The organism is Oxynema aestuarii AP17 (genome assembly GCF_012295525.1).
GTDB lineage: Bacteria > Cyanobacteriota > Cyanobacteriia > Cyanobacteriales > Laspinemataceae > Oxynema > Oxynema aestuarii.
This window is the reverse complement of record NZ_CP051167.1, coordinates 5,257,349-5,272,963: the sequence shown is the minus strand read 5'-3', so window position 1 is coordinate 5,272,963 and position 15,615 is coordinate 5,257,349. Positions and strand designations below refer to the sequence as shown.

The window sequence follows — 15,615 nt, the reverse complement described above, 5'->3', positions numbered from 1 at the left end:
CACCATGAGCACCGAGTCCGAATTTCTCTATCCGCACAGCCACTTTCACGGAGAACTTACCCCGGAAAATATCGAATTTCACAACAAAATGGAAGATTTCGTACAACGATCTTCTATTCTTTCTAATTTAGCGAGTAACGGTAAAATTTCTTTAGAGCAAGCCTTTACAGAAATCGGAGACCTTTGGGAAGAGCTTTGTCAGAAAAAAGAACAATTAAACATTGGCACGTCTTCCGAGGTTAGCCAGACCGAACCCTCAGAAAAAGAGGATCGATCTTAACTCGTAATCTCCCTCCCGATTTTTGGCAGCGCGATCGCCTTCGGTTCCGGTTCTTGACAAGGTTGGGGACCCGCCCAAAATCGAATAAATGCCGTCAAATATCCCGGGCGATCGCGGTTGATATCGTCAAATTGCGGTAAATAAATCCAGGGAACATTTGGATATTGATGGTGGGCTAAATGCCAGTTAAAATTTAACAGCAAGCCTTGATACAACCCGTGTGCTTTCAAGTTGTGCGCCCCGTTTAAAACATGTCGGGGAGAATGGGCATGATTGATATATTGTTGCGACGACCAATTTAATCCATAACAGGCATAAAGGAGTAAATACCATTGCAGTTGTAAGTCGAGCCAGAAAAACAAGCTCACTTGAATGGCAATGACCGCCAAACATTCCAGGCGTATTTTTAATAAATAATGGGTGGGCAACCCGTTAATCATCGCCGAGGCAGACGGTGCATCTTGCAGTAATTGATTTTGTAATAATTTGGGATAAATCAGTAAGGCGATCGTCGCGACGGGAACCGCCAACCAAAATAAGCCTAAATAAAGACTGTAAAAATAAAGCCGTTTCATCCCTAAGTTATCGGTGGGATAGTAGAGATCGAACATTTCCGCATCGGTACGATTGCGGCGGTGATGGCCCAAGTGACAAGAACGCAAAAAGGTAAAGGAACCCGGGAAAAAAGCAGCGAGGAGAAAGCCAAATGTATTATTGATTTTTGGATGCCGATGAAACAGGTTATGTTCGGCTTCGTGCAGGAGGGAATAGAGGGGTAAAAACAGGAAGGAAAAGGCGATCGCGAAGCCAAAAGCAATACCAGCATGACCGACGTGAGAAGCACCCCATTGCAGCCCCAATCCGGCGAGAACGATCGCACAACTCAAGGCGATATTGAGTCGTTCCGGTGGCGTTAAATCGAGGTGAGCCGGGGGAGGGAGTGGGGTGGGGTTCATAGGGAGTAGGAAGTCGGTAGGGTTGTCGTTGTTTGGAGCATCTAGAGTCTTGAACGTCTCCAATCTAAACTCTAAACTCTAAACTCTAAACTCTTAAAATATACTTTAACCGAACTCGATTTAAACGCCAAAAATATGCTATGGAATGGGATTGGAATCGCGATCGCCGTGTTGGCGTCGGTCACGGCTTGGGCGATGGTTGTAGCGACTTTATATTTTCTGCGATCGCGCAGCATCGACCGAGGAGAATCGCCCGCACCGCCAGAGGTGGATTCGTCGGTGAGAGTGAGTATTCTCAAACCGATTAAGGGACTCGACGATCGCCTCGAACGCAATTTAGAGGCGTTTCTCAACTTACAGAGTATAGCTTATGAAGTATTAATCGGCATCGGCGATCGCCGCGATCCGGCGTGGCCCGCGATCGATCGTTTTCTCGCGGCCCATCCGGAAGCGCCGATGCGGGTCATTTTCACCGACTCTCCCCCGGACGCCCACCCGAAAATGAGTAATTTGGCGGGATTGGAAGCCCAGGCGTGCGGCGAGATTCTCCTGGTCAGCGATGGTAATACCTGCCCTCCACCGGACGCCCTGGAACGGTTGGTCGCCAGCTTTGCAGACCCGCAAATCGGTTTGGTGGCGGCGCCGTTTTTAGTGCGATCGCCCCTCACGTTGGGGGCGCGCTTGCGATCGCTGCGGATCGGGACGGCGATCGCCTGTTCGATTTGCGGCAGTTATACTTTATTCAAAACCCCGTTTGTAGTCGGTAAATGGATGGCAGTCCGCCAGCAAGCGTTGGCGGAGATGGGCGGCTTTGCGGCGTTGTCGGGGGTGATGTGCGCCGACGGTTTAATTTACCCGAAATTGCGCGCCCTCGGCTGGCGGGGGGCGATCGTTCCCCAGGCGATCGACGTATACTTAGGGCCGTGGAGTTGGCGTCAAGCCTGGAGCCAGCAGCTCCGGTGGTCCCGTCACGTGCGCTTCGTGGCGCCGATCGAAACGGCGGTCGAGTTTTTGTGGAATGGCCTATTTTTAGGCAGTTTGGCGATCGCCTTCGCCTGGGGAGGGGCGACGATCGCCGCTTGCGCGTTGGGGGCCGCCGGGTTGGGGATCTGGTGCGCTTACGCGATCGCCTACGTGAGTTTGGGAGGCGCGGCGACGGACTTGCTCCTGTTGCCGATCGTCGATCTGCAAATGCTGGCGATCGCCGTCTGGGCTTACGCCAGTAACGAAATCCAATGGCGGGGACGTCGGTTTTACATCGGGCCGGGAGGTCAGCTCGAACGCTCGGAAAGCCTCGATCCGACTGGATGAGTCGGCCCGGGTGACGGTCGGAGGGCGGCGATCGGAATCACGATCCGAAAGGTCGTCCCGTTCCCGGGTTCGGACTCGCACACGAACTGACCGCCGTGTTTTTCGACCACGATCTGATGGCTGATCGACAGGCCCATCCCGGTACCCTTGCCGATGTCCTTGGTCGTGAAGAAGGGGTCGAAAATGCGATTTTTGAGGTGTTCGGGAATTCCCGGCCCGTTGTCGCGAATTTCGATGGCGATCGTGTGATTTTTATGGCGTTCGGTGGTAATCCGAATAGAGGGTGTCGGCCCCGGGGGCTGGTCTGGGTGGGAGTGGGCGATCCAAGCTTCTTCGAGGGCGTCGATCGCGTTGCCCAGAATATTCATAAACACCTGGTTGAGCTGTCCCGCATAGCATTCCACCGAGGGGAGGTCGCCGTAGTTTTTGACGATCTCGATCGCCGGGCGATCGCCCTTGGCTTTGATCCGGTGATGCAGGATCATCAAGGTACTGTCGATCCCGTCGTGAATGTTGACGGGTTTCATTTCCGATTGATCCAACCGGGAGAAGTTGCGCAAACTCAGCACGATCTGACGGATGCGATCGGCGCCGACTTTCATCGAGGCGAGCATTCGCGGCAGGTCCTCGACCAAGAACTCGAAGTCGATATCTTCCATCAGATCGACGATCTCGACATCCGGTTCGGGTAGGTGTTTTTGATAGAGATCGAGCAGTTCGAGCAAGTCGTGAGCGTACTCGGTGGCGTGGGCGAGGTTACCGTAGATGAAGTTAACGGGATTGTTGATTTCGTGGGCGACTCCGGCGACCAGTTGACCCAAACTCGACATTTTCTCGCTTTGGACGAGTTGACCTTGGGCGTGTTGCAAGTCTTGCAAGGCGACGGTCAGTTCCCGGGCTTTGGCTTCGGCGGTGGCGGCAGCTTGCTGGCTTTTGCGGTAGAGTTCGGCTTGGGAAATGGCGATCGCCGCTTGATCGCCGAGTTGTTGCACCAGTTCGATTTCGTCTTTACTCCAAACTCTCGGCCCTTGGCATTCGTGGGCGATCGTCAGTCCCCACAAGTCGGAACCCATGCGAATCGGTACGATCAAATTTGCTTTGACTTGCAAGCTTTCTAAAAATTCCCGGTGACAGGGGGTCAGATCTTCCGTGGCGATATCGTCGATCGCCCGCACGCGCCCGCGCAGGTAAAGGTTACCGTAAGCTTGGGGAAAGCAATCCCCCGGACAACGGGTACCCAGAACCGATTTCCAGTTGCCGCGCACGTCTTCGACGGTGACTTCTCCGGTTCCGTCCCCTCGAAATTGGTAGATGACGACGCGATCGGTGTTGAGTAAATTACGAACTCGCCCGACGATCGTCTGCAAGATTTCGTCGAGGTCGAGGGTACTGCGGATGCGATCGCTGACTTGCTTGAGAATGCGGGTAAATTTGAGGGTATTTTGCAGTTGGGCGGTTCGTTGTTGGACTTGATATTCTAAGTTGGCGTTGAGGGCTGTAACTTTTTTATAGAGCAGGTATTGGCCTACGCCCATCGAGAATTGATCGCCGAGGGCTTTCGCCATTTGGAGTTCTTCGTCGGTCCACTCTCGGGCTTGGTTTTTTTTGCGTTCCCGCCACGCTTCAAAGGACTGTCGGGGCATCAGTTGGCGGACGTTGCTGTTGAACCGTCCGGCCCACAAGGTTTCGGTATCGACTTCGTGACGGAAGATGCTGAGATAACCGAGGAATTTTTGGCGGTAGTACAGGGGAATGACCAGAAGACCGCGAATTTGGGTGTTTTTGAAGGCGGGGGCGATCGCCGCCAAGCTGGGGTCTTTGTACAGGTCGGCGATCGCGTCGGCGCGTTCGTAAACCTGGCTACTATTGTGGCTGGGGCTTCGCCGCCGTTCTCGCCACTGGCGCCATTGGGGATGTTCTTCTAAGATGGGGGTCTCGGTCGCGTCGGGAAAGGTCGGGCGATCGCCCCACGCGAAGATTTCCGGCAGACGCCTCCCGCGAACGTCGTCGTCCCCTTCGGCGGGGGCAATATACACGCGCCCCCCGCAACCGTCTAAGGATTGCACCGTCGCTTCTAAGGCCCCTTGCAGTTCGATCTCGGGGCTGCCGTGCAGTAAGGTGGCGATCCGGTTGATCGTCGCCTCCCGCGCTTGTCGTTCCCGGGTTTTGGCGAGTAAGGTGGCTTGGGCGATCGCGATCGAGACCTGGTCGGTAACCAGTTGTACCAGTTGTAAGTCTTCTTCGGAGATGTCCCGTTCTTCGGCGTGGTGGGAGACGATCAAACCCCACAACTCGCCGTTGGCAATAATCGGAACCACCAGCGAACAGTAAACCCCCATCGCTTTGAGGTAGGTCATATGACACGGATCGAGGGGGCGATAGGAGATTTCGACTTGTTCGCGTTCGCCGGGATCTTCTCTCCCGTTGCAGCCAAATGGACTCAAGCCGATTTGTTGGGAATTGACTTTGACAATCGATCGCACTCGTTGTTGCAAAAAGCGCTCTCGCGCTTCGAGTGGGATGTCGTCCGGGGGAAAGTTGAGCCCTTTGAGGGAACACAAGCGCCCTTCGTCAATCGATTCGGCAATCACTTCGCCGCTACTATCCGGGTTGAAGCGATAGACCATCACGCGATCGGTTCCCAGGAACGAGCGGATCTCTGCCGCCGTTGCCGTGAGAATTTCTTCTAATTCGAGGGATTGTCGGATGCGATCGATCGTTCGGTGAAGTAAAACTTCCCGATCGAGTTTCTGTTGGAGCGATCGCACGTGATTTTCTGTATGTTTCATTTTTTAAACTTAGACCGTACCAACGCCAAGGGAACCCCGTTTTTAACTTTTCCCCCCTTCCCCTTCCCATCTTGAAAATTTCGGTGATTTTCCCCTTGCAATCGGCGTTTTTCCTGTTCTACGAGGGGTTGGCAACATCAAAATGACACTCCCGAGTTTCAATCTTTTTAGATATTTTTCGCGATCGCCCGTCGGTCCTCGACTCACCCTTTTTCGAGCGGGTTTTAGCGTAAACTTTTCCCTCCTTAATTTAATAGCTCCTCTTTGTTGGTATTTTCTCCTAAATTTGGAAGATGCGACCCTTGATGACGGATTGATGCAAAAATTAGTTTTTTATTTGTTAAACTTAATTTTTCTCAAAAATTTTCAGAGAAAAAAGAAACTCGATTCCGAGCCTTAAAATCACGTCCTCAAACGCGACGATCGCCGACCGCCAACGATCGCCGAGCTATCCAGATCGAGCCGGATTCGACCGCAGGATCGCGTTGTCTAACTTTATACTTTAAAGCATGGCGATGTCGAGCGGGTTTTCACCCATTCGCGATCGAAACAAATCGAGCTTGAGCCGCTTCAATCCACGAAGCATCTTCCGGATTGGCGATCGCCTCCTTGAGCGCTGAAATCGAGCGATATCGACCCTTTCAACTCGGTTTCAATGGGCGTTTTTATCCCAGTTCGGCAACGGGATACTCTAGAAGATTGACGCTTTTGACCCCAGAAGTCTTAGCCGCAATCAAGGGAGATTTCGACCTTCAACTCCGATGGAAAATCGACCCGAGCTTGATGGATGTTTTCGATCCCCGATTTTTGAGTTTGTCAATTATGATAACAAGAAAATCGTGAAAATCTTGGGTTGGTATTTGTTAACAGAGCGATCGCCACCCGCCGACGATCTCGGGCAGCGATCGCCGTCGAAATCGAGGTTTTGAGGCGATCGCCCTCGATCTCCCCCGCCGGAACTGCTCTCGTTTTTCCCTCACCCGCCCACAATTGTTTCAGTGAAAACCGCTCGATCGCGAAGCTGCGATCGCACCTCCATCAAGATTTTACCCAGATGGTTCGCTCCCGTTTTTTCAGCGCCACACCCCCAGTAATAATCCGTGGGCGAATCCTCGACGATCGCCTCGTCTCCCGTCTCCAACAACACCTTTTGAATGTCCCTATGGGTGAGAAACTTCGTCAACACCGCTTCGTACATGATCTCTCGTTTGACCCCTTCCCAATCCGAACGAACCTCGTATCCGCGATCGCGCCCCAACGCCGCCGCCTCTTCCGGCGTCTTCACCCCTCGGATTTTCTCTATCAACCCTTCGTCCCGAGTTCCGACAAACTTATGCGCTTGATAATAATGTTCCACCGTCGGCCAGTCCCGACCGTTCAAATGAATCGAGTGAGGAGAAAAGTTAGAAAAACAGCCATAGGGATCCGGAACTTTATAAAAGTAAATCGTCATAGGATTGGAGTGGGAAGGGGAGAATCGGAATCGGTAGGGCGGGCATCTTGCCCACTTTCGAGCAAAAAAGCACACTATATCCATCCTAAATCAAAATCTGTAGGGCGGGCATCTTGCCCGCTTTCGAGCCAGAAAGCCTCCTAGATCGAGGTCTCCACTCCAATCGGATCGCTCTACAAGATTATCAATCTAAACTCTAAAATCTAAAATCTAAAAGATCGAATCCGGGTACAACCACTGCACCCGGATTGAATACCGATCGCCCTTCTTCCTTTACCGACCGCGACCGGGAATTAAGCTCCCTTTAATATGTTTGATCGCTTTATTGGCGATTTCGCCGTAGCGCAATTCGCCGCAGAGAATTTGACCCATGCGATAAGTCGCCGCAGGCTGCTTGATAACCACCTTATAAGCCAAACCGGGAAACTGATAGAAGACCCCCGCCAGTCTTCCCGCCCAAGTCATATCGCTTCCCCACTCCTCATTCATGACTTGAGTGTAGGTTTCTAAAGCCTTAGCGTCGCCGCCGAGGGCGCCATCGATCGCCTCCGCCGCTTTCATACCGCTATACATCGACGGACGAATCCCTTCCGCCGTGAGCGGATCGACCATACAAGCCGCTTCCCCAGCTAACAGCGCATTTTGGGTATGTAATTTCTGCTCGCCGTCCCACAAACATAACCCATGTTCGTAATGTTTGGCGCCGTCGAGGCTCAACCCGAGTTGACCCGCATAAGTCTGCATGGTTTTGTCGAGGTTATCTTTACTGCGCCCTTGCAACGCCGCCGCCCCAATCGAGTAGCCGTCAGCTTTCGGGAAGTTCCAGATAAACCCTTTTTTGACTTGTCCGAGGTCGAACTGAATCCGCGCCGAGTCGTCGCTTTCGCTGCCGGAAACTTCGATCGCCCATGCAGTATGGGGTTTGCGTTCTTTAAACCCGAGCAATTTCGGCATCGGGCCTTTGGCCCCATCCGCCGCAATCAGATAGCGCCCTTCCACGGGTTCGCCGTTGGTGGTGACGGTCCAGCGATCGCCCGCGAACTTAACCCCGGTCACTTCGGTATTGTCGCGCACTTGGGCTCCTTGGGCTTTGGCTTGTTCGATCAAGAAATTGTCGAACACGTCCCGGCGAACCATCCACATCGGTTCTGGGGTTTCAATTTCGGCATCGATCGGATCGCCACCTTGCCAGGTATAACGCAGTTGTTTGACTTTCAAAGAAATAGCCGGAGAAAAATCGAAGTCAAACCACTGGGCGATCGCCGGAGAAACGCCGCCCCCACAGGGTTTGTAGCGCGGTAGGGCTTCTTTTTCGACAACCAAGACCGAACGCCCCCGTTTGGCCAAGTGATAAGCTGCCGTGCCCCCTGCCGGGCCACCACCGACGATAATGCAGTCAAACATCATGCGTAAACTTTCACTCCTCAATAAACTTTTTAGATTGAGTCACGCCACTGGCGATCTCATACATCCCTCGCGCCAGTGATTCGGGATGGTAGATTGTAGAATTTAGATATTTTTAGATTTTAGATTTTTGATGGGAAAGATTGGCAAGTTTTAACGAATCTGGGTTCTATAAATCGATTTTTACTCTCGTTCGACCCACCGTTTAAGCCCTTGCCGATCGCCCATTTCCCCTAGGGGAAAACAGCTAGCCCGTTCGCCAAACTCCGGCTAGCTGTCAGCAATTTTTAGGGCTTCAAACGGTCTTGATGTCTTCTTCTTTAGCCGCGAGCAATTCGTCAACTTTGGCGGTATATTTATCCGTCAACTTTTGGATGCGATCTTGTAAATCCCGAGATTCATCTTCAGAAATATCGCTATTTTTTTCCTGTTTGCGAATGCTGTCGATCGCGTCGCGGCGGATATTGCGAATGGCGACTCTGCCTTCTTCGGCATATTTTCCGGCCAATTTCACAAATTCGTTGCGGCGATCGCTCGTCAACGGCGGAATGTTCAAGCGAACGATACTCCCGTCATTATTCGGCGTCAAGCCGATGTCGGACATCGAAATCGCTTTTTCGATCGCCGCCAAACTAGAGCGATCGTAGGGTTGAATGGCGATCGTGCTGGCATCTGGAGTGCTGATATTGGCCAGAGATTTGAGCGGGGTGGGAGAACCGTAATATTCCACCATCACCCGGTCGAGTAAAGCGGCGTTCGCGCGACCCGTGCGAATGGTGTTAAAAGAGCGCTGAGTCGCCTCAACCGCCTTACTCATATGACTTTCAACTTCAGATAACTTCACAGTAACCTCCCACTATGGTTCCGACTTTTTCTCCCATGACGGCTCGACAAATATTATTTTTAACCGTAAGGTCAAACACCACGATCGGAATATTGTTCTCTTTGCACAGCGCGATCGCGGTACTGTCCATCACGCGCAAGTCGTTCGCCAGGACGTGACCGTAGGTCAAGCTTTCGTAGCGTCGAGCTTCAGGGTTTTGATGGGGATCGCAATCGTACACCCCATCGACTTTCGTAGCTTTAAAAATCACCTCTGCATCGATTTCTGCCGCTCTCAGAGCAGCCGTGGTATCGGTGGTAAAGAAAGGATTGCCCGATCCGGCACCGAAAATCACCACCCGTTTTTTCTCCAAATGGCGCATGGCGCGACGGCGAATGTAGGGTTCGGCGACTTCCTGCATCGAAATCGCGGTTTGAACTCGGGTCGGTACCCCAATTTGTTCGAGGGCATCTTGCAAGGTCATGGCGTTCATGACCGTGGCAATCATGCCGATATAATCCGCCGTGGCCCGATCCATCCCTGCCGCAGCGCCCTTGACGCCGCGAAAGATATTGCCGCCACCGACGACGATCGCGACTTCTACCCCTTTAGAGGTGACTTCCGCAACTTGTTCGGCGATGCCTTGAACGACCCCCGGATCGATGCCGTAGGCAAGATCGCCCATTAGGGCTTCACCGCTTAGTTTGAGCAAAACCCGACGGTAAACTATCCCCATGCACTCACTCTTTTCCCAACTCTAATTGCCTCCACCATAAGATAGCAGCACGAAGCCATTTTGCCACCACCTGATTTGAACGCGGGCGGCACAGTGGCGAGGCACAGTGGCGAGATCTCGAAGGCTCGAACCCTGCCTCAAGGGTGGCGCGGGAGGAGGCGCGGACGGTTACGATGGGGACTGGCGCCACTTGAGGGAGCAGCCGACAGGTTGAGACGACGGTATCCGAATGGTTTCGCCGTCGAGCAGTTGGGCGATCGCGTCGCGCAAGTAATGCACTCCCACGGCTTTGGGATCGTCGGGACTATCATCGATCGCGCCACTGTAGCCGACAACACCACTTTGGTCGAGTAAAAACACTTGGGGAGTCAAGTGCGCCCCAAAACTGGCGGCAACATCTTGATTCGCATCTCGCAAATAGGGAAAATTCAACCCGTGTTCCCGGGCGAAACTTTTCATTTTCTCAAACCCATCTTCGGGGTATTGAACCGCATCGTTGGAGTTGATCCCGATCAGGGTAAAGTCTCGCCCCTCGAACTGGCTTTGAATTTGCTTGAGCCGTTCTAAATAGCCTCGCACGTAAGGACAGTGATTGCACATGAAAACGGTGCAAACGGCACGGTACCTGTCGAGGTAGCGGGCGAGGTGATGCACTTGGTCGTCAATCCCCGGTAACTCGAAATCTGGGGCGTGGATGCCGATGCTCTTCCCGGTATTTTCCATAAGAAAACACTCTATCTACAGTGGACGGTTTAATCAATGAGGGGCGATCTTGGGGGGCGAAGGTTGACCTTGACTCCGATTCCCTCCAGGGCAGGTTTCGATTCTTATTTTTCCTTTACTTTAGTCTTTGACGCTCCTTAGCGATCGCGGTGTGGGGATTCTTCTTTCGACGATCCGACTTACCCTGACAGGTTGGGACCCGCCAAGGTAGCGGTTAAATCTCCAGAAGCATTTGGGTCATCGACCCGAGTTCCCGTATGCCCTACCGCACTCAAGGCAGTCTTCAGACTATTAATGGCGGCGTTGTGGTCTCTGTCGAGTTCCCACCCGCACCGACAAATCGTTGAGGACTGCTATAGCAATCCTAAATGATTTGGAACCTCTGTAGGGAGCAAAATGCTCCCACTCCCAAGGGATTGAGGTGGGCCACGCCGACGATCGCCCCCGGCCCGATCGCCCCTAAGACAAAAGCGCCGATTGCCCTTTAAAATAATCCCTAAAGGCTCGATCCCTGTTTTGCGCGATCGCCCACAGAAAAGTACGGACAGATAGCCGATGAATAGTTGTATTTTAATGGCGGAAATTATTGAAGCGCCGCAATTGCGATATACAAATGACAACCTGGCGATCGCCGAGATGTTGGTGCAATTCCCCGCACTGCGCTCCGACGATCCCCCGGAAACGCTCAAAGTCGTCGGCTGGGGCAATCGTGCCGAGGAAATCCACAACGACTTCAAACTCGGCGATCGCGTCGTCCTCGAAGGGCGCCTCAAAATGGAAACCCGGGAAATGCCCCAGGGCTATAAGGAGAAACGCGCCGAACTGACCGTGCAACGGGTTCATCGCCTCGACGGTAGCGCCTCCCAAACCGCCCCCGCTCCCACCGCCGCGCGATCGCCCGCACCGAGTAACTTGGTGAGCATGGAATCGCGCCGCCCGGAACCCCCGGTGGAGCGATCGCAGCCCTCCCGTCCGGCAGCACCACCGCCCCCCACCCCCCGTCCGACAGCTCCCAGTTTCAACGACAGTGACGACGACATGGACGACGAAATCCCGTTTTAGACCGAAAAGGGTAGTAGGGGCGCTGGCCAGCGCCCCTGCGCGATCTGGCGATCGTGCAGAAGTTCCGCGATCCGCCTAACTCTTTCGGAGTCGCTAAGCGCAAAGCACGAAGCTATGCCGTAGAGGCGAAGCGGCTTCCCGTAGGCTAGGCTATGGCGGACCCTACGGGAACGGTTGTAATTGTATCGAGCTGACTTGAAATATCTATTTTAAATATCTATTTAAAATATCTATATTGTAGTTTTAGTATCACAAATCTATAGTCACTCTCTAAGGGAAGGGCAAATTTTTTTTGAATTCTATTCGTGTATTCTTAAAGAGTGAGGATTATTATTGAGTCGAATACGCTCGACAAAACGCATCACCGTCAATCGCACAACTGCCGTTGTTCCTCTTTCAGTTGCGAATTCGTGTGCAAGTAATCGCGAATTAGATCGCAACCGTAAGCCACCGGATCGAGATTGACAATCCGCTCCACATCCCAGAGAATCAGGGCGCGATCGTCCCCGACCGATGCGATTTGCTTGCCGTCGGGGCTGAACGCCACTCCCCAAACATTACCCTGATGACCCTTCAACACCGCGATCTCGTTGCCCTCGGCGTCGCGCAGTTGCACGACCCCCGAAGCGCCGCCACTCACTAGCATCCGACCGTCGGCACTCCAATCGATCGAAGTGATGCCCATACCAGATCCCTCAAGGGTTTTGACTAATTCACCCTCAATCGTCCACAGGGCGATCGTATCGTCGAGACTCGCACTGGCAATCCTCTGTCCGTCGGGACTGACAGCCACTTGCCAAATACCGCTTTGATGGGCGTCGATGGTTTTTAATAATTCACCGTCTGTACTCCAGACCCGAATTGTGCCATCTTCACTCGCTGAAACCAACCGTCGCGCATCCGGCGTAAAATCGACATCGTAGACTCTGGTCTGATGTCCGACCAGGGTTTTGAGTAACTGACCGTCACGAGTCCACAGTTTGATGGTTTTATCGTCGCTGGCAGAGACCCACCGATCGCCCTTGGGAGAAGGGGTAATATCCAAAACCCCTCCATCGTGTCCGGCAAGCGTTTGTACTAAAGTTCCGTCGAGTTGCCACACTTTAATGGTGCGATCGCTGTTGGCGGAGGCAACCCAGGTTACTCCAGAAGCGCTCTTCCCTGGAAGAAATCCAATTCCTAGAACGGCTGCTTCAGAGGTCGTTAACGATCGCACTAAGCTCCCGTCTCTCGTCCACAGTTTCAGGGTGCGATCGTTGCTACCAGTCCCGACGAGCTCTCCGTCGGGACTGTAATCGATATCCCAAATCGTCCCCCGATGGGCGACGATTTTCTGTGAAAAATGGCGGTTCGGCTTCCAAAGTCGTACCGTAGAGTCATCGCTGGCGGAGATAATCGTCCCCCGACTGCCGAGCAACGTAACCCCGCGAATACTACTTTGATGGCCTTTGAAAACCTTGAGGGGCATTCCCTGGGACGTCCAGAGGCGGACTGTTTTATCCGCACTGGCAGAGGCGATTTGCTTGCCATCGGCACTGACTGCGATTTCAAACACTTCCGATTCGTGACCCTCGATGGTGGAAATCGCCATTCCGTCAGGGTTCCACAGACCGATCGTGCGATCGGCACTCGCCGAAATGACTGTCTGCTTTTGTTCGCCTCCGTCAACCTCTAACAAAGCAAACTCGACATCCCAGACCGCCGCCTCGTGGGCGTCAATTTTGGTCGCCGCCTTGCCGTCCGCCGTCCAAATCCGAAGGGTGCGGTCTTCACTACCGGAGGCAATCAACTTGCCATCGGGACTGAAAGCGACTCCCCAAACCGCTCCCTGATGTCCCGTGAGGGTCGCGAGGAGTTGTCCTTGGAAGCTCCACAGGGCGATCGTCCCGTCTTCGCTGGCGGTCGCAATTCGTTTTCCGTCCGGACTGACGGCTACGTCCCAAATGGCGCTATCGTGAGCGCGAAAATTGCCGATCGCCCTGCCATCGCGATCCCATGTATAGACCATCCCATTTAAGTTGGAGGTCACTAAGGATTGACTGTCCGCACTGAATGCCAGGGCGTGAACGGTGTGACCGTGGGGAAGGGTGGATAAGAGCGTCCCATCGGGTTTCCAAAGCCTCACGGTGCGATCGTTGCTGCCCGTAGCAACCCGTCGGCCATCGGGAGAGCTTTCCACCGCCAACACCCAGCCGAGATGTCCCGAAAAACGGTTGACTTCCGTCGCACTGTAGAGTGCCTGTTGCAAAACCCCCTGTACCTCGGTTTGTAAGGGTTTCGGGGCGGACGGGAGGCGGTCTAGGGCTTGGTGGGCCGCGATCGCCTCGACGAGGGCATCTAAATTGCGCTCTGACGCGAACAAGGCTTGAGAAGACGACACTAGCGCTTGGACCGCACTGACGCGCGATCGCCGTTCGCTGGAGATCGCCTCTCGGTACTGCCACAGCGCACAAACACCTAAAGCCACCGCCACCGCTAACACCCCACTCAGTACCAGAATAAAGGTTCGTTGTCGCCGCGCATTTTCTCGTTCTAACGCCAAGCGTTTGTGCTGTTCCTTCAGTCGCCCTTCGACTTCGCGCACTCGTTGCGCTTCTAAGGCTTGCTGGACGATTTCGCGATCGAACTGTTCGGAAGCGGCGAGGAATTGATAGTCCGCATCGCTCAACCGCTTTCCTTGCGCCCAAAGGCGGGCGTCGGCGAGAGCTCGACCCCGTAATAAACGGGAACGATCTTCTCGGTCTGTAGCTAGCCAAGCGTCTAAGGCTGAAGCATAGGGACGTAAACGATCCAGTTGGGCTTTGACCCAGGCGCGATCGAAAACTTCGCGATAAATGCGATTTTTAACCGTCAACCGTCCATTTTGTTTGACCGCTATCCCTGAAAGTAATAACTCGATTTGTTCGCGAGAATCGTCCAGTTCACAATCGCCATTTTCTAAAAGTTTTTGGTATAAACTCAGGTGGCGTGCGGCAGATTGAAAATTGACGAGCAGACGATTGCGAATGGTTTTTAAATGTTCCGGTTCGTCTTGTTCTTCCCAATTGTAAATGAGGCGATCGCGCACTAAAAACTCGATCCACTCTCGTTCTTTTCCCGCGATCGGAAGCAATGGTAAGGCCGGAGAATCCTCGCCGTCTGCCGGGTATTCCAGGGCAACTCGGGCTAAATAACAGAGTTTTTGGGTTAAAAAGGGTTGTCCGCCAGTCCACCCTAGGATTGCTTTTAAGATGGCTTCGGGATCCCTGGTTTTACCCTCGAATCCCAAGGCTAAATGTTGCGCTTGCTCCAGTGTAAATCCATCGAGGGCGATCGCCCGACCGATATTGAAGGGCGTTCGTTGGCGATCGGCGATCAGATCGCTCGGTGTCGCCACTCCAAAGAGCGCAAAACTCAGCCGTTTGTACTCGGGATTGACCGCCCGTTGATTGAAAAAAAAGCGAATGAGCGCAAAGAAATCATCGACGCAAAAATCTAGAGAGAGAAGACTATCAATTTCATCAATAAAAATAACAATATTTCGATCTGGGAAAAATTTTAATAAAATATCTTCAATAAACTCTTTACATTGCTGGCTGACCGATAAATCCTTTTTGTCTTGCCACCACTGTTTTAAATTAACTTTGCCGAACAACTCGAAACTGCGCCATAAATCGGCAACGATCCCTTTATACCATTGTTCTGCCGTAATCAGTTGGCTGCCGATCGCACTCATATCGAGGCTCGTACAACGATATCCTTCGGCTTGCAAGCGATGGGAAGTCCTCACTAATAATGAAGATTTGCCCATCTGTCGGCAATTGAGTAAATAACAAAAATCTCCTTGTTTTAAAGCCTGGTAGAGTTGATAGTCTGCGGGACGAACTACATAGTTGGGCGAATTGGGTTCTAAACTGCCACCAACTTGATAAAAATACAAGCTCATAACCATGATAGATGGACTATAATAATTGTCGATAAGTTGTGCAATTGATATATCGCAAAATATTTTTAATGTAGCTAGTTTTTACGTCAACAATTAGTGATTGAGAAGGATTCGATAAATAACAATAAGGATTGTAGGGAAACGGCAATGCCG

Annotated in this window: 11 protein-coding genes; 3 read left to right on the top strand and 8 right to left on the bottom strand. The window is 52.7% G+C overall.

Translation table 11 applies throughout. The features are described from left to right. Positions 1-4 precede the first annotated feature (4 nt). On the top strand, positions 5-280 hold the full coding sequence (locus tag HCG48_RS21130) for a DUF7219 family protein (protein WP_168570938.1): 276 nt from the start codon (positions 5-7) through the stop codon (positions 278-280). Here HCG48_RS21130 and HCG48_RS21125 read toward each other — a convergent pair. Then, positions 277-1,236: a fatty acid desaturase family protein gene (locus HCG48_RS21125; protein ID WP_168570937.1), complete on the bottom strand. Its 960-nt coding sequence runs from the start codon at positions 1,234-1,236 to the stop codon at positions 277-279. The genes HCG48_RS21130 and HCG48_RS21125 overlap by 4 nt on opposite strands. Before the next feature lie 135 nt (positions 1,237-1,371). On the opposite strand from HCG48_RS21125, the gene HCG48_RS21120 reads away from it, so the two are divergent. Beyond that, positions 1,372-2,547 (top strand): glycosyltransferase, encoded by a 1,176-nt coding sequence (locus tag HCG48_RS21120; protein ID WP_168570936.1) that lies wholly within the window; start codon positions 1,372-1,374, stop codon positions 2,545-2,547. Here HCG48_RS21120 and HCG48_RS21115 read toward each other — a convergent pair. The 6 genes from HCG48_RS21115 to HCG48_RS21090 form a co-directional block, all read right to left on the bottom strand. Next, positions 2,508-5,336: a GAF domain-containing protein gene (locus HCG48_RS21115; RefSeq protein WP_168570935.1), complete on the bottom strand. Its 2,829-nt coding sequence runs from the start codon at positions 5,334-5,336 to the stop codon at positions 2,508-2,510. The two genes, HCG48_RS21120 and HCG48_RS21115, sit on opposite strands and share 40 nt — an antisense overlap. Positions 5,337-6,312: 976 nt before the next feature. Further along, positions 6,313-6,789, bottom strand: a complete 477-nt coding sequence (gene ybiA / locus HCG48_RS21110) for a riboflavin biosynthesis intermediates N-glycosidase (RefSeq protein WP_168570934.1) — start codon at positions 6,787-6,789, stop codon at positions 6,313-6,315. A gap of 273 nt (positions 6,790-7,062) precedes the next feature. Next, the gene (locus HCG48_RS21105) at positions 7,063-8,193 is read right to left on the bottom strand and encodes a geranylgeranyl reductase family protein (protein WP_168571997.1); all 1,131 of its coding nucleotides are present in this window, start codon (positions 8,191-8,193) and stop codon (positions 7,063-7,065) included. A gap of 295 nt (positions 8,194-8,488) precedes the next feature. Continuing rightward, positions 8,489-9,037: a ribosome recycling factor gene (gene frr / locus HCG48_RS21100; protein ID WP_168570933.1), complete on the bottom strand. Its 549-nt coding sequence runs from the start codon at positions 9,035-9,037 to the stop codon at positions 8,489-8,491. After that, a complete protein-coding gene (gene pyrH, locus HCG48_RS21095; protein ID WP_168570932.1) occupies positions 9,024-9,752 on the bottom strand; it encodes a UMP kinase in 729 nt (242 codons plus the stop codon). The genes frr and pyrH overlap by 14 nt, the downstream gene beginning before the upstream one ends. A 168-nt stretch (positions 9,753-9,920) precedes the next feature. After that, the gene (locus HCG48_RS21090; protein ID WP_168570931.1) at positions 9,921-10,475 is read right to left on the bottom strand and encodes a thioredoxin family protein; all 555 of its coding nucleotides are present in this window, start codon (positions 10,473-10,475) and stop codon (positions 9,921-9,923) included. A gap of 555 nt (positions 10,476-11,030) precedes the next feature. Between HCG48_RS21090 and HCG48_RS21085 the strand changes: the two genes are divergently transcribed. Next, positions 11,031-11,537, top strand: coding sequence for a single-stranded DNA-binding protein (locus HCG48_RS21085; RefSeq protein ID WP_168570930.1), 507 nt, complete (start codon positions 11,031-11,033; stop codon positions 11,535-11,537). A gap of 367 nt (positions 11,538-11,904) precedes the next feature. Here HCG48_RS21085 and HCG48_RS21080 read toward each other — a convergent pair whose 3' ends face one another. Continuing rightward, the gene (locus tag HCG48_RS21080; protein WP_168570929.1) at positions 11,905-15,462 is read right to left on the bottom strand and encodes an AAA-like domain-containing protein; all 3,558 of its coding nucleotides are present in this window, start codon (positions 15,460-15,462) and stop codon (positions 11,905-11,907) included. Positions 15,463-15,615 lie beyond the last annotated feature (153 nt).

Excerpts from the sequence above, each read along its gene's own strand:
- HCG48_RS21130 (WP_168570938.1), top strand. The coding sequence starts at position 5 with ATGAGCACCGAGTCCGAATTTCTCTATCCGCACAGCCACTTTCACGGA.
- HCG48_RS21125 (WP_168570937.1), bottom strand. The coding sequence starts at position 1,236 with ATGAACCCCACCCCACTCCCTCCCCCGGCTCACCTCGATTTAACGCCA.
- HCG48_RS21120 (WP_168570936.1), top strand. The coding sequence starts at position 1,372 with ATGCTATGGAATGGGATTGGAATCGCGATCGCCGTGTTGGCGTCGGTC.
- HCG48_RS21115 (WP_168570935.1), bottom strand. The coding sequence starts at position 5,336 with ATGAAACATACAGAAAATCACGTGCGATCGCTCCAACAGAAACTCGAT.
- ybiA (WP_168570934.1), bottom strand. The coding sequence starts at position 6,789 with ATGACGATTTACTTTTATAAAGTTCCGGATCCCTATGGCTGTTTTTCT.
- HCG48_RS21105 (WP_168571997.1), bottom strand. The coding sequence starts at position 8,193 with ATGTTTGACTGCATTATCGTCGGTGGTGGCCCGGCAGGGGGCACGGCA.
- pyrH (WP_168570932.1), bottom strand. The coding sequence starts at position 9,752 with ATGGGGATAGTTTACCGTCGGGTTTTGCTCAAACTAAGCGGTGAAGCC.
- HCG48_RS21090 (WP_168570931.1), bottom strand. The coding sequence starts at position 10,475 with ATGGAAAATACCGGGAAGAGCATCGGCATCCACGCCCCAGATTTCGAG.
- HCG48_RS21085 (WP_168570930.1), top strand. The coding sequence starts at position 11,031 with ATGAATAGTTGTATTTTAATGGCGGAAATTATTGAAGCGCCGCAATTG.
- HCG48_RS21080 (WP_168570929.1), bottom strand. The coding sequence starts at position 15,462 with ATGAGCTTGTATTTTTATCAAGTTGGTGGCAGTTTAGAACCCAATTCG.